At 27.0% G+C, this 13835-nt stretch carries 13 protein-coding genes and 1 tRNA gene; 7 read left to right on the forward strand and 7 right to left on the reverse strand.

Features of this window, described 5'->3' with window-relative positions; genetic code table 11:
- Nucleotides 1-21: 21 nt before the first annotated feature.
- The 4 genes from metE to H0H68_RS02670 form a co-directional block, all read right to left on the reverse strand.
- Nucleotides 22-2325 carry a 5-methyltetrahydropteroyltriglutamate--homocysteine S-methyltransferase gene (gene metE / locus H0H68_RS02655; RefSeq protein ID WP_185853256.1) on the reverse strand — a complete coding sequence of 768 codons (2304 nt, stop codon included), beginning with the start codon at nt 2323-2325 and terminating at the stop codon, nt 22-24.
- Nucleotides 2326-2386: 61 nt separating this feature from the next.
- Complete coding sequence (locus H0H68_RS02660) at nt 2387-3577, reverse strand: putative sugar nucleotidyl transferase (protein ID WP_185853257.1); 1191 nt, start codon at nt 3575-3577, stop codon at nt 2387-2389.
- 21 nt (nt 3578-3598) lie between these two features.
- Nucleotides 3599-3853 carry a type B 50S ribosomal protein L31 gene (locus H0H68_RS02665; RefSeq protein ID WP_185853258.1) on the reverse strand — a complete coding sequence of 85 codons (255 nt, stop codon included), beginning with the start codon at nt 3851-3853 and terminating at the stop codon, nt 3599-3601.
- Nucleotides 3850-4959, reverse strand: a complete 1110-nt coding sequence (locus H0H68_RS02670) for a 3-oxoacyl-ACP synthase III family protein (RefSeq protein ID WP_185853259.1) — start codon at nt 4957-4959, stop codon at nt 3850-3852. The genes H0H68_RS02665 and H0H68_RS02670 overlap by 4 nt, the downstream gene beginning before the upstream one ends.
- Before the next feature lie 154 nt (nt 4960-5113).
- On the opposite strand from H0H68_RS02670, the gene ubiE reads away from it, so the two are divergent.
- Genes ubiE through H0H68_RS02695 form a run of 5 tightly spaced genes read left to right on the forward strand, consistent with a single transcriptional unit; the run spans nt 5114 to nt 10751 of the window.
- Nucleotides 5114-5836 carry a bifunctional demethylmenaquinone methyltransferase/2-methoxy-6-polyprenyl-1,4-benzoquinol methylase UbiE gene (ubiE, locus tag H0H68_RS02675; protein ID WP_185853260.1) on the forward strand — a complete coding sequence of 241 codons (723 nt, stop codon included), beginning with the start codon at nt 5114-5116 and terminating at the stop codon, nt 5834-5836.
- Between the two features lie 41 nt (nt 5837-5877).
- Nucleotides 5878-7395, forward strand: coding sequence for a GH3 auxin-responsive promoter family protein (locus H0H68_RS02680; RefSeq protein ID WP_185853261.1), 1518 nt, complete (start codon nt 5878-5880; stop codon nt 7393-7395).
- A 29-nt stretch (nt 7396-7424) separates the two neighbouring features.
- Nucleotides 7425-7688 (forward strand): 30S ribosomal protein S15, encoded by a 264-nt coding sequence (gene rpsO, locus H0H68_RS02685; RefSeq protein WP_185853262.1) that lies wholly within the window; start codon nt 7425-7427, stop codon nt 7686-7688.
- Nucleotides 7689-7721: 33 nt separating this feature from the next.
- Nucleotides 7722-9863, forward strand: coding sequence for a polyribonucleotide nucleotidyltransferase (gene pnp / locus H0H68_RS02690; RefSeq protein ID WP_185853263.1), 2142 nt, complete (start codon nt 7722-7724; stop codon nt 9861-9863).
- A 24-nt stretch (nt 9864-9887) separates the two neighbouring features.
- Nucleotides 9888-10751, forward strand: coding sequence for a sigma-70 family RNA polymerase sigma factor (locus tag H0H68_RS02695; RefSeq protein WP_185853264.1), 864 nt, complete (start codon nt 9888-9890; stop codon nt 10749-10751).
- Nucleotides 10752-10753: 2 nt separating this feature from the next.
- Here the strand turns inward: H0H68_RS02695 and H0H68_RS02700 are convergent.
- The 3 genes from H0H68_RS02700 to H0H68_RS02710 form a co-directional block, all read right to left on the reverse strand.
- Nucleotides 10754-10827, reverse strand: a tRNA-Arg gene (locus tag H0H68_RS02700).
- A gap of 14 nt (nt 10828-10841) precedes the next feature.
- A complete protein-coding gene (tpiA, locus tag H0H68_RS02705; protein WP_185853265.1) occupies nt 10842-11600 on the reverse strand; it encodes a triose-phosphate isomerase in 759 nt (252 codons plus the stop codon).
- Nucleotides 11601-11641: 41 nt separating this feature from the next.
- Entirely contained in the window at nt 11642-12136 is a 495-nt protein-coding gene (locus tag H0H68_RS02710) for a DUF1599 domain-containing protein (RefSeq protein WP_185853266.1), read from the reverse strand.
- 46 nt (nt 12137-12182) lie between these two features.
- On the opposite strand from H0H68_RS02710, the gene folP reads away from it, so the two are divergent.
- Both folP and H0H68_RS02720 read left to right on the forward strand, forming a co-directional pair.
- Nucleotides 12183-13016, forward strand: a complete 834-nt coding sequence (gene folP, locus H0H68_RS02715) for a dihydropteroate synthase (protein ID WP_185853267.1) — start codon at nt 12183-12185, stop codon at nt 13014-13016.
- Nucleotides 13017-13039: 23 nt separating this feature from the next.
- Nucleotides 13040-13834: a diadenylate cyclase gene (locus tag H0H68_RS02720; RefSeq protein WP_185853268.1), complete on the forward strand. Its 795-nt coding sequence runs from the start codon at nt 13040-13042 to the stop codon at nt 13832-13834.
- The last annotated feature ends 1 nt before the right edge of the window (nt 13835 follow it).

The following is a 13835-nucleotide window of genomic DNA, read 5'->3' on the forward strand; positions in this document are numbered from 1 at the left end:
ACAAATATAGAAATATACTTTTTAAGAAGACTGATTGGATAGTTTTATTCTAGCTATTTTTGCAGCTTCTGTCATATTTTTCAAGGATTTCAAGACTTCTTCCCATTTTCTAGTTTTTAATCCACAATCTGGATTCACCCAAATATTTCTGACTGGTAATTTTTTTGAAGCTTTTTCTATTAAATCAAAAATTTCTTCTACAGTAGGAATTCTGGGTGAATGAATGTCATATACTCCTGGACCTATTTCATTAGGATAAGAAAAAATAGAAAAGGCTTTCAACAATTCCATTCTGGATCTAGAAGTCTCCATAGTAATTACATCTGCATCCAAATCTGCAATCTGTTCTAAGATATCGTTAAATTCACTGTAACACATATGTGTATGGATCTGAGTCTCATCTTTAACTCCACTTGAAGAAATACGAAATGCCTGAATAGCCCAATCAAAATAAGATTTCCAATTCTTTTTTTTCAAAGGCAATCCTTCTCTAATAGCAGGTTCATCAATTTGAATGATCTGAATTCCAGATTTTTCTAAAGAAAGAACTTCTTCTCTAATAGCCCAAGCTATTTGATAAGCGGTATGATAAAGAGGCTGATCATCCCTAACAAAAGACCATTGCAAGATAGTAACGGGTCCAGTTAACATTCCTTTCATTAATTTTCTGGTTTTAGATTGAGCAAAACATGTCCAATCCACAGTCATGTCACCAGTACGGCTCACATCTCCATAAATAACAGGAGGTTTTACACACCGACTTCCATAACTTTGGACCCATCCATTTTCAGTAGAAAGTGTTCCTTTGAGTTTATTTGAAAAATATTCTACCATATCAGTTCTCTCAAACTCACCATGAACCAAAACGTCTAAATCGATTTCTTCTTGTTTTTTGATAACATCTACAATAAAAGATTGTATTTTCTGATCATATTCCTTTTTGCTTAATTCTTTTTTACGAAATTTATTTCTCAAATTACGTATCTCTTTTGTTTGAGGAAAAGAACCTATAGTAGTAGTTGGAAACAAAGGAAGATTAAATTTATTTTTTTGTTTTTTTTGTCGAATATGAAAAGGATTTTCTCTTTGTGTGTCTTTATTTTTTATTCTTGTTGCTCTTTCTTTTATTTTTTTATCATGAAAAATAGAAGATTTCTTAGATTTTTCTAGTAAAGAAAAATTTTTCAATAAAATATCTTTGTTTCCTTTTATAATGCATTCTAAATCATTTAATTCGTTGATCTTTTGTCTCGCAAAAGACATTCTATTTTTTATATCATCATGAATGAAGTGTTCGTATTCTATATTTATAGGAACATGTAAAAGAGAACAATTAGGAGCAATCATAACGCGATTTTCTCCTATGGATTCTATTGTTTTTTCAATTTTATTGATTGAATCAGTATAATTATTTTTCCATACATTTCTTCCATCAATAATTCCTAAGGACAAAATCATTTTTGATTCTTTGACAAAATTTAGGATTCCTTCCAATTGTTCTGAGTCTTCCACCAGATCTATATGTAAAGCTTTTACAAAAATGTCTCTAAGAAGAAAAACATTTTCTGAAATTCCATCAAAGTAAGAGGTTAATAAAATATTGGTTTTTGAACAAAATTTAGATATTTCTTTATAAGCATATTGAAACGCTTCTTTTTCTTTTTCAGACATATCTAAAACTAAAATAGGCTCATCTAATTGAATCCAATCAGTTCCTTTATTTTTTAATTCATTGATAATTTGTGTATAAACAGGAACAAGATTTTCAATTAAATCCATTCTATCAAAGGATTTATCCTTTTCTTTTCCTAAAAAAAGGTAAGAGACTGGTCCAATTAATACAGGTTTTATTTTTTTGATTGATTTTAAAAATTTTTTTGATTCTTCTAATTCATCAAAAATTTTCTTTGAAAAAATAGAAAATTTTTGATTTTTATCAAATTCTGGAACTATATAATGATAATTGGTGTTAAACCACTTAGTCATTTCCATAGCTTTTATATCCCATCCATTTTTTTGAAATCCCCTAGCCATAGAAAAATATAGATCAATATTATTATGAATAATTGGCACGGAAAGATAAGACTCTGGAATAACTCCTAATAACAAGGACATGTCTAGAACGTGATCATAAAAACTAAAATCATTACATGGAATCAAATCTAAATTTGCCATTTTCTGCATTTTCCAATTTTCTTCCCTTATTTTTTTTCCGACTTCAAATAAAGTTACCGAATCAATTTTTTTAGACCAATAAGCTTCACAAGCTTTCTTTAACTCTCTTTGTATTCCTATACGAGGATAACCCAAATTATGTTTCAGCATATTTTATTTTATTAAATCTATTTTAATCACTTTTATAAAAACTCCATGTAAATTTTTTAAACTAAATATCCAATAATTGATACAAATATTCTAAAATTTTTTTGTCTAAAACAGAAAAATGAACCCTTCTTCTGCTCATCATAATTTCAGCAGTTTCACAAACCTGATGAAAAGGTATCTTTTTTCTGTTTTGTATTCCACCCAAAGAAAAAGAAGGAATATATCTAGGCGGAAATCCATATCCAAAAATACTAGTACTAACTCCTACGACCGTAGCTGTATTAAATTGAGTATTTATCCCTGATTTAGAATGATCTCCCATGATTATTCCAAAAAATTGTATATCAACAGGAATAAAATCTTTTTTTTCATAATTCCAAACTGTTACTTTACGATAATCATTTCTCAAATTAGAAACATTAGTTCCAGCACCTAAATTACACCACTCTCCTAAAATAGTGTTTCCTAAAAATCCATCGTGAGCTTTATTTGAATAGGAAAAAACTACGGAATTTATAATTTCTCCACCTACTTTACAAAAATGACCAATAGTTGTTCCTCCATATATTTTTGATCCTACATTCAAGGTAGATTTTTTTCCAATAGCTGCTGGCCCTCTGATTACAGATCCTTCCATGATTTCAACTCCTTTTTCAATATATATTGGCCCAAATTGAGCATTTAATACAACATTATTTGCTTCTATGTCTTCTTCCAAAAAAATTTGTTCTTTGCAAAGAACATAATTTTTTCCCAGTAAAGAAAAAGATTTTTTTCCTTTTGTAAAAAACATGAAATCTTTTTTCAACACAGTTTCATTATTCATAAATATATCCCATGGATATTGTATATGGATAATTTTTTTGATATTATACTTTTTTTTAAAAGAGAGAACATTTTCTTTCTCTTTTCTTTCACAGGAAAAAAAATTCTTTTTTACAGCTACTATTTTTTCTTTAAAAAAAACAGCTTCGTTTTCCTTTAAGGAAAAAATTATCTGAATTAACTCTTCGTTTGGTAAATATGAAGAATTGATTAATAATATATTTTTTATAAAACACTCATCATTTATCAATGAATATTTCTTTGAAAGAAATGGTTGTGTAATGATGCCATAAATTTTTTTTCCAATATATTTCTCCCATCTTTCTTTTATAGTGAATAAACCCAAACGAATTTCTGATACAGGTCTGGTAAACGTTATAGGAAATAAATTTCTCCATTCTATTCCATCATACAATATGAAATTCATATTAGTTGATAATTATTCACATTAAAATTTTTTATATTTTTCATACTTTCTTTTAAATCTCTCTGCAGGTCCTGTTTTTCCTAAAAACCTCTTTTCTCCAGTAAAAAATGGATGGGAATAACTGGATATTTCCATTTTGTATAACGGATAATTACATCCATTTATTTGAATAGAATCTTTTGTTTTAACTGTTGATCTGCAGATAAAAATTTTTTCATTATTAATATCTTTAAAAGCAACAGGTCTATAATTTTCCGGATGTATTTCTTTTCTCATATTTTTTGTTTTTTTTTTGGAAAACGATAAATCATTCCATTAATATTCATTCCTGCTCCTAGAGACACCATTAGTATAGTATCTCCAGGTTTTATTTCATGAGGTGGCATTTTCCCCTGAAGAATTAAATCCAATAAAGTAGGGACAGTAGCTACAGAAGAATTTCCAAATTTTCTTATTGTCATTGGCATTATTTTTGCTATAAAACCTCTGTTTAGAGATGTATAATTATATAATTTCAATAATCTTTTTAAAATTGCATAATCCATTTTTGCATTAGCTTGATGAATAAGAATTTTTTTAATATCTTTCAAATGTAGATCAGCATGATCAAGTATATTTTTTAACATATTTGGAACTTCTGTCAATGCGTATTCATAAATTCTTCTTCCATTCATTCTAATATTCACCAAAGATTTTTTATAATTTGGATTTAAAGAAGGGCCATTTGTTAAGTAATATAATTCATCGTTATTATTGCATTGAGTATCATAATGAATAATTCCATTTTTTTCATTCTCCAAATCTTCTATAGCTGATAAAACAGCAGCTCCAGCTCCATCCGAAAAAATCATAGCATTCCTATCATGTGGATCTATAACTTTAGATAAAGTTTCTGAACTGGTAACTAATATATTCTTAGCATATCTAGCTTGTAAAAGTTGATCAGCAAGAATCATGCCTTCTATCCATCCTGGACAACCAAAAATCATATCATATGGTCTACATTTTTTATTCTTTATCTGAAGTTTATTCTTTACTCTAGCAGCTATAGAGGGCATGAAATCAGATTGATAAGAAATAGGATGAATATCTCCATAATTATGAGCCGATATAATATAATCTATTTTTTCTTTATAAATTTTAGAATTAATCAAAGCTTTTTTTGCTGCAATCGTAGCAATATCTGAATTTAACAATCCTTTATTAATATATCTTCTTTCTTCTATTTCCGTAATTTTTTGGAACTTATGAATAATTTCTTTATTAGATTTATCAATTTTCAATCCTTTTTTATCGTAAAATTTATGTCTTAAAAAATGATCACTTTTTATAATTTTTTTCGGCAAATAATGGCCAGTTCCTGTAATGATTGATCGAATCATTTCTTTCAATAATAAAAATTAATGATAAAGTAAAAAAAAATAAAATTATTTAAAAGAGTTAAAGAACCGTTTTTTCTTCATAATTTAAAAAGTAAATTATACATTATGAAAAGAACCGTTTTTTCTTCATAATTTAAAAAGTAAATTATACATTATGAACAAACATTCTCTAAAAGAAGAAAAAATAAAAAACATGTTTGATCATATTTCTCATAAATATGATTTAATCAATCATATATTGTCTTTTGGAATAGATTTTTTTTGGAGAAGAAAAATAATTCATTTATTAGATAAATTTAATAAAAGAAAAAAGATTCAAAATATATTAGATTTAGCGACTGGAACCGGAGATTTGGCTATTTTATTAGCGAATAAATTTGATAATGCTTCCATTATAGGATTAGATCCATCTGAAAAAATGCTAAAAGTAGCTCAAAAAAAAATAAAAAATAATTTCTTGGAAAAAAGAATCAAATTAATTCAAGGATATTCCCAACATCTTCCATTCGAAAATGGAACTTTCGATGCAGTGACTATCGCTTTTGGAATAAGAAACTTTCAATATATTCATCTTTCCATCAAAGAAATATATAGAATACTGAGACCTTTAGGAATATTAGGAATTTTAGAATTTTCTAAACCTTCTAATTATTGGATAAAAAAAATTTATTGTTTCTATTCTCATTTTATCATGAATAAAATAGGAAATTTTCTATCAAATAATCATTTTGCGTACAATTATTTAAAAGAGTCTATTAGATCATTTTCTTATTGTGGAAAAAAAATGAATAAACTTTTAAAGTATCATAAATTTAACACAATCTATATGCAAAAATTAACTTTCGAAATTGCCTCTATTTATTTATCAAATAAATAAAATTCATTTTTTTTGCATTTATAACTAAATTTTTTATCGTAATGATAAAGTATTTATCTGGATATTTAACATCTGCTTTTCTAAAAAAAAGAATTAAAAACATAGAATTTTTCATGCGTTATCCAATAGAAATACAAAATCAATTGATTAATCAATTGATTTTGTACGCAAAAGATACTGAATTTGGAAAAAAATATGGATTTCGTGACATCAAAAAATATCAGCAATTTTCCGAAAGAATCCCCATATGTAAATATGCAGATTTAAAATCTGTAATCAAAAGAATTCGCAGAGGAGAAAAAAATATATTATGGCCAGGAACAGTAAAATGGTTTGCTAGATCTTCTGGAACTACAAATACAAAAAGTAAATATATTCCTGTAACCAAACTCTCCATGAATGAATGTCATTATAAAGCAGGAAAAGATATGTTATCTATTTATATTCATAATCATCCAAAAACGAAAATATTTTTCGGTAAAGCTGTTCGTTTAGGGGGGAGTCATGAATTGTATAAAAATTACAACACATTTTATGGTGATTTATCTTCTATTTTAATCAAAAATATGCCTTTTTGGGCGGAAAATATTTGTATTCCTGGAAAAAAAACAGCTTTAATGAGTGAATGGGAAACAAAATTGGAAAACATTGTCAAAGAAACAGGATGCAAGGATGTTCGCTTTTTATTGGGTGTTTGTTCTTGGTTATTAATATTTTTAAACAAATTACTAAAAGAGTTTGACAAAAAAAGAATTAACGAAATATGGCCTAATATAGAAGTTATATTTCATGGAGGAATGAGTTTAAAACCTTATATTCGTCAATATCAGAATTTATTCGAAAAATCTATTAATTATTACGACATATATAGTGCTTCAGAAGGTTTTTTCGCTATTCAAGATCAAAGAAATGTTGGAGATCTTTTGCTTTTATTAAATCATGGAATCTTTTATGAATTTATTCCTGCAGAAGACATAGATAAAAAAAATCCTAAAATTCTCTCCATTGAAAAAGTAGAATTGAATAAAAATTATGCATTAGTTGTTTCTACAAATGCTGGATTATGGAGATATATAGTTGGAGATACTATCAAATTTACTAATTTATCACCATATAGAATTTCTATTTCAGGAAGAACTACTCATTACATTAATTCCTTTGGAGAAGAATTAATTATTGAAAATGCGGAACAAGCTTTGAATAAAGCTTGCCTAAAAACAGATTCTATTATTTATGAATATACAGCAGGACCTGTTTATATGAATCAAAAAAATTCTGGTGCTCACGAATGGATTATAGAGTTCAAGAAACATCCGAAAAATTTGTGCGATTTTAGAGATCTTTTGGATAAAGAATTAAAATCTTTGAATTCAGATTATGAAATTAAACGATATAAAAACATAGTTTTGGGTCCTCCTATTATACATGTGGCTAGAAATGGGTTATTTTATGATTGGCTAAAAAAAAATAAAAAATTAGGTGGACAAAATAAAATTCCTCGTTTATCTAATGATAGAAAATATATAGATTCCATTCTGGAAATGAAAAAAAAATTTTAGTAGAAATATTTTTAACTTTATTGCTTATCATGATCACAAATAAAAAAAAAGAAATATTCAAAACCTATGGAACATCTGTTTACGATACAGGTTCTTCAAAAGTACAAGTAGCCTTATTCACTTATCGGATTAATCATTTAAGCAGTCATCTGAAAAACAACAAAAAAGATTTTAATACAGAAAGAGCTTTGGTCAAGTTAGTGGGAAAAAGAAAAAAACTATTAAAATATATAGAAAAACGTGATATTAATAGTTATAAAAAAATAATTAAACATCTAGGATTGAGAAAATGATATTTCTTTTCTTTAGATAGAAAAAAATAAAATATGCCAGATATAGTTAAAGAAACCATATCTCTTAAAGATGGTCGTACTATCATTATTGAAACAGGAGAGTTAGCTAGACAAGCAGATGGAGCAGCTATAGTACGTGCAGGAGATACAATGCTATTGTCTACTGTAGTTGTTTCCAAAGAAATAAAAAATGAAACAAACTTTTTGCCTTTAACAGTAGATTATAGAGAAAAATATTCGGCAGGTGGAAAAATTCCTGGCGGTTTTATAAAAAGGGAAGGAAGACCTTCCGATGAAGAAATATTAACAATGAGATTAGTGGATCGTGTTTTAAGACCTACATTTCCAGAATGGTTCAAAAAGGAAATACAAATTATGATTTCTTTATTGTCATATGATAAAAGCGTTTTACCGGATGGATTGGCTGGATTAGCTGCATCAACAGCTCTTTCTGTAGCAGGAATACCTTTCAACGGTCCTGTATCAGAAATACGTATTATACGTTTAAAAAGAAAATTTATTATTAATCCAAGTTTAGATCAATTGAAAGAAGCAGATATAGATTTGATAGTAGGAGCTTCTATTAATTCTATTATCATGATAGAAGGAGAAATGAAAGAAATAAAAGAAAACGAATTCTTGAATACTATAATTAAAGCTCATGAAGCTATTAAACCTCAAATAGAAGCTCAAATACGTTTATCTGAAAAATTATCAAAAAAGAATTTATTTTTTTTTGAAGATCAAGAATCAAAAAAAGATAAATCAGAAAATGAATCTTTAAAAAAAGAACTTTTTTCCTTTTCTCACGAAAAAATTGAAAAAATTTACAGTAATTTTTTAGAAAAAAAAACTAGATCTATTCAAGAAAAAATTATCTTAAACGATTTCAAGAAAAAATTTTTAACAGAAGAAAAAATAGAAAAAAAAGAAGTTATCATTGATCAATTTTATGAAGAAATTAAAAAAAAAGTAACTAGAAATTTAATTTTAAAAAAAGGAATTCGATTGGATGGTAGAACTAATAAACAAATTCGTCCAATATGGAGTGTAGTAGATTACTTACCAGGAGCCCATGGTTCTGCTCTATTTTCTAGAGGAGAAACTCAATCACTCACAACAGTTACCTTAGGATCATCTTTAGATGCTAATAAAATAGATAATGTTGTTGTGGAAAATCAGGAAAAATTTTATTTACATTACAATTTTCCACCTTTTTCAACAGGAGAAATACGTCCAATCAGAGGTGTTTCTAGACGTGAAGTTGGTCATGGCAATTTAGCTCAACGTGCATTAAAAAATATAATACCTGATAATCCATATACAATACGCGTTGTATCAGATATCTTAGAATCCAATGGTTCTTCTTCTATGGCTACCGTCTGCGCTGCAAGTTTAGCCTTGATGGATGCTGGTATTTCTGTTGAAAAACCCGTTTCTGGCATTGCAATGGGATTATTGATGGAAAATGAAAAAAAAATTATTATATCGGATATAATAGGTGAGGAAGATCACTTTGGAGATTTAGATTTTAAAATAACGGGGACCCAATATGGAATGACAGCTTGTCAAATGGATGTAAAAAAAACACAGGGTTTAACATATGATCTTTTAAATCAAATTCTAATGCAAGCTTTGGAAGGACGCATTTTTATTTTAAAAAAAATGCTAAAAGTTTTACCAAAATATAGAAAAAAAATGAAACCTAATGCTCCAAAAATATACACTTTTAATATTCCCAAAGATTTTATTGGATCAGTTATAGGCCCGGGAGGAAAAGTTATTCAAGAAATACAATCATATACAAATACTAACATACTAATTGAAGAAAAAGGAGATTTCGGTTACATTGAAATTGTCGGTAAAGATTATGAAAAAATAGAAAAAGCGATTGATAGAATTAAACAAATTACTTTTGTTCCTGAATTAGGAAAAGTTTATAAGGCAAAAGTGAAATCTATAAAAGATTTTGGAGCTTTTGTTGAAATAGCTAAAGGGGTAGAAGGATTACTACATATTTCAGAAATAGGATGGAAAAGATTGAATCATATAGAAGAAGAGTTACATATTGGTGACGTTATTGATGTAAAATTCATGGGAATGGATGAAAAAAATAAAAAAATGAAACTTTCTAGAAAAGTTCTTTTACCTCGTCCAGGAAAAAGAAATGATTAAAAAAAAATATGATAGAACTAAACTATGAGACAACTTAAAATTACTAAACAAGTAACAAATCGTGAATCTGAATCATTGGATAAATACCTTCATGAAATAGGAAAAATTCCATTATTAACGCCAGAAGAAGAAGTAGAATATGCTCGTAGAGCAAGAGAAGGAGATGCTTCTGCTATAGATAAACTTGTAAATGCAAATTTACGTTTTGTAGTTTCTGTCGCTAAACAATACCAAAATCAAGGATTAAGTTTATGTGATTTAATTAATGAAGGAAATTTAGGTTTAATAAAAGGAATATTACGCTTTGATGAAACAAGAGGATTTAAATGTATATCTTATGTTGTTTGGTGGATAAGACAAGCGATTTTACAAGCCATAGCTGAACAATCACGTTCTATTAGACAACCTACAAACAAATTAGCTTTACTAAATAAAATTTTAAAAACTCTTGCCCAATTAGAGCAAGAATTGCAAAGAACTCCTTCTGCCAGAGAAATAGCAGAATATCTGAATATGAATGAAAAAGACGTCGAAGAATCTATCAAAAATTCAGGAAGACATGTTTCTATGGACGCTCCTTTAATAGAAGGAGAAGATTCTAATCTATATGATTTAGTAAGATCCGATGAATCTCCTCGTCCAGACGAACATTTGGAAAAAGAATCTCTCCGTAAAGACATCAAAAGAATTTTAGAAACCTTAAGCGAAAGAGAACGTCGTGTTATTATTTTACATTTTGGATTAAATGGATCTCCTCCAATGACTTTAGAAGAAGTCGGACAGTCTTGCGATTTAACAAGAGAAAGAGTAAGACAAATAGAAAGCATAGCCCTAAAAAGACTCAAACATTCTTCTAGAAGCAAAATTCTTAAACCTTATTTAGGTTAACACGACCTCGAAGGGACTCGAACCCATAACCTTCTGATCCGTAGTCAGATGCTCTATCCAATTAAGCTACGAGGCCTATACAAATATATATCAAGATTGAATAATTTCTAAGAATTTTTCGAGTTTAAGAGAAGAATTTCCTACAAGACCTCCATCTATATCTTTTTGTAAAAAAAGATCTCTTGCATTAAGATTATTTATACTTCCTCCATACAAAATGGAAATTTTATCTGAAACACTTTCTCCATATCTTTCCAAAAATAAAGAACGAATGAACTCATGCATTGTTTGAGCTTGTTCATACGTGGCTGTTTTTCCTGTTCCAATTGCCCATACTGGTTCATATGCTATATAAAAAAATCTAATTTTATCTAGAGAACAACGAAAAACAGTTTCTTTTAATTGATTTTTGACAATGTTAAATTGTTGATCTTGTTTTCTTTCAATAGCTGTTTCTCCTACACAAAAAATAATATCTAATCCATATTTCAATGCTATTTTTATTTTTTCAAATAAAATATCATTATTTTCAAAAAATAACTCTCTACGTTCACTATGTCCTAATATCACTTTAGAAATTCCTATAGATTTTAACATAGAAGCTGATACTTCACCTGTATATGAACCTTTATCCATTTGATGAATACTTTGAGCAGCAATCTTCAAAGTAGTTCCTTGTAAAATCTGATTTGAAATATGTAAAAAGGGAAAAGAAGGAGCAATAATGATTTCTTTGTTATGATTTATTTTTTTTTCGAAAATAATTTTCAAAAAATTCCTAAGAAAATAAGTCGTTTCATGAAAATCATGATTCATTTTCCAATTTGCGATGATAATCTTTTTCCTCATTTGCTAATAGAATAGAATTATATAAGATAAACATTTTTAGATCAAAAATTTTTTTTGAATAAAAAAATAGTTTCAATTAACATTTTGAAATAAAATTTTTCTAATTTTTTAAATGCTACTTTTCCTTCATTTTTCTTTAAGTAGAAAATATTTTCTAGAATATTGTTAATAGAAAATATCTTGTGTTTAAAATTTTTATAAAGACAATTTTTTATTCTTTCAAATTTTTGATTATAAAGAAAAATAACATCACGATGTGATATTTTATTAAAATTTAAGATAAAAAAAATATCCGATTTAATTAATATAATTATTATATAGTTTATAATATCCATATATGTATCTGTTATTTTTTCTTCTTTAATTTCTTGATATCCTTTTGATTGAATGTTTTTTATACGAACTACTTTAATGAGAATTTGATCTATTATAGAAGAATTTTTCAAAAATCTCCATGAAAGATCATAATCTATTAATTTATCTAAAAATAACTTTCTACATTTTTGAATAATAAAATCAATAGAAGGATGATTCATGTTATTTAATTTTATTATATGATGATAAATTACAAATAGTTTTTAAATGACAATTAATTGTGCAGGGTCCTTATTACATTTGAAAGAACCAAAAATTATGGGAATAGTGAATTTAACTCCTGATTCTTTTTACGATGGTGGAAAATTAAATTCTGAATCTAGTATATTGAAACACGTAGAAAATTTATTAAACGAAGGTTCTGATTTTATAGATATTGGAGGTTGTTCTACTCGTCCAAGATCAAAATTTATAACAGAAGAAGAAGAAATAAAAAGAGTGATAAAACCTATTCGGACTATCATAAGAAATTTTCCAAATATTAGAATATCCATAGATACTTTTCGCAGTGAAGTAGCAAGAATAGCTGTTGAAGAAGGAGTCGTAATGATAAATGACATATCAGGTGGAAAATTGGATAATAACATGTTCTCTTTGCTTGGAAAACTTAAAATTCCATATATATTAAATCATATGAAAGGAATTCCTGAAAATATGCAAAAAAATCCATACTATGAAAATAATATAATCACAGAAATAAATAATTTTTTTTCCAAAAAAATTTTTTATTTAAAAAAAAATGGAATTCAGGATATTATTTTGGATCCAGGATTTGGTTTCGGAAAAACATTAGAACAAAATTTTCAATTATTAAAACACTTGTCTTTATTAGGATTTCAAGATCATTTAATATTAATTGGAATTTCTAGAAAATCTATGATCAAACATCTTCTACAAATTTCTTATGAAAAATCATTAAATGCTACTTCAGTCATTCATACTATAGCACTATTAAATGGATCTAAACTATTGCGAGTCCATGACGTAAAAGAAGCTGTAGAATGTATTAAATTAGTACAATATTACAAGAATATTTTCTGATTCACTAATAATTTATATTACTTTTGTATGAATCCTTTTTTTCATTATTATATTCTTTGAAGATTTCTTTCATTGATATTTTAGATATATTTTTAGTGGCTATTATTTTATTCCAGATCTATAGATTAGTTTATAGCACTGCTGCTTTAAACATTTTTTATGGAATTATCGCAACTTTTATTTTCTGGAAAATAGTAGAGATTTATGAAATGAAACTCCTTAGCATAGTTATAAGTGCTTTTTTCAAAGGAGGTTTTTTAGCACTAATTATTGTGTTTCAACCAGAAATTAGAAAATTTTTACTCATAGTAGGAAGCAGAATTTTTTTCAAAAAATTTATATTTTCTCTTTTTTTCAAAAAATCGAATGTTTCAATCAAAACTGAAACTATAGATAGTATTGTAAAATCTTGCGCAATTTTTTCAGGAGATAAAACAGGAGTTTTAATAGTCATTCAATTACATCAAGATCTTGAAGAATTTATTCAAAATGGGGATGAAATGGATGCTAAAGTTAATATTCCTATTTTAGAAAGTATTTTCTATAAAAATAGTCCATTACATGATGGAGCAGTAGTTGTGATAGGAAATAGAATAGTAAGAACAAGAGCAATTCTTCCTGTTTCTTACAACAAAGAAATTCCATCCCGTTTAGGATTGCGTCATAGATCTGCTATTGGGTTATCTGAAAAAACAGATGCTATATGTCTTGTTATTTCTGAAGAAACAGGTTACATATCTTATATTAAAGATCAAAAAAGAACTGTTATCAACAATATTAATAATCTGAAAATGAAACTTGAAGAAGATTTACTTTAAT

It is taken from the genome of Blattabacterium cuenoti (genome assembly GCF_014251555.1).
GTDB lineage: Bacteria > Bacteroidota > Bacteroidia > Flavobacteriales > Blattabacteriaceae > Blattabacterium > Blattabacterium cuenoti_P.

What these genes read in the sequence shown, in the direction of transcription:
- metE (WP_185853256.1), bottom strand. Translation starts at nt 2,325, where the DNA reads ATGCTGAAACATAATTTGGGTTATCCTCGTATAGGAATACAAAGAGAG.
- H0H68_RS02660 (WP_185853257.1), bottom strand. Translation starts at nt 3,577, where the DNA reads ATGAATTTCATATTGTATGATGGAATAGAATGGAGAAATTTATTTCCT.
- H0H68_RS02665 (WP_185853258.1), bottom strand. Translation starts at nt 3,853, where the DNA reads ATGAGAAAAGAAATACATCCGGAAAATTATAGACCTGTTGCTTTTAAA.
- H0H68_RS02670 (WP_185853259.1), bottom strand. Translation starts at nt 4,959, where the DNA reads ATGATTCGATCAATCATTACAGGAACTGGCCATTATTTGCCGAAAAAA.
- ubiE (WP_185853260.1), top strand. Translation starts at nt 5,114, where the DNA reads ATGAACAAACATTCTCTAAAAGAAGAAAAAATAAAAAACATGTTTGAT.
- H0H68_RS02680 (WP_185853261.1), top strand. Translation starts at nt 5,878, where the DNA reads ATGATAAAGTATTTATCTGGATATTTAACATCTGCTTTTCTAAAAAAA.
- rpsO (WP_185853262.1), top strand. Translation starts at nt 7,425, where the DNA reads ATGATCACAAATAAAAAAAAAGAAATATTCAAAACCTATGGAACATCT.
- pnp (WP_185853263.1), top strand. Translation starts at nt 7,722, where the DNA reads ATGCCAGATATAGTTAAAGAAACCATATCTCTTAAAGATGGTCGTACT.
- H0H68_RS02695 (WP_185853264.1), top strand. Translation starts at nt 9,888, where the DNA reads ATGAGACAACTTAAAATTACTAAACAAGTAACAAATCGTGAATCTGAA.
- tpiA (WP_185853265.1), bottom strand. Translation starts at nt 11,600, where the DNA reads ATGAGGAAAAAGATTATCATCGCAAATTGGAAAATGAATCATGATTTT.
- H0H68_RS02710 (WP_185853266.1), bottom strand. Translation starts at nt 12,136, where the DNA reads ATGAATCATCCTTCTATTGATTTTATTATTCAAAAATGTAGAAAGTTA.
- folP (WP_185853267.1), top strand. Translation starts at nt 12,183, where the DNA reads ATGACAATTAATTGTGCAGGGTCCTTATTACATTTGAAAGAACCAAAA.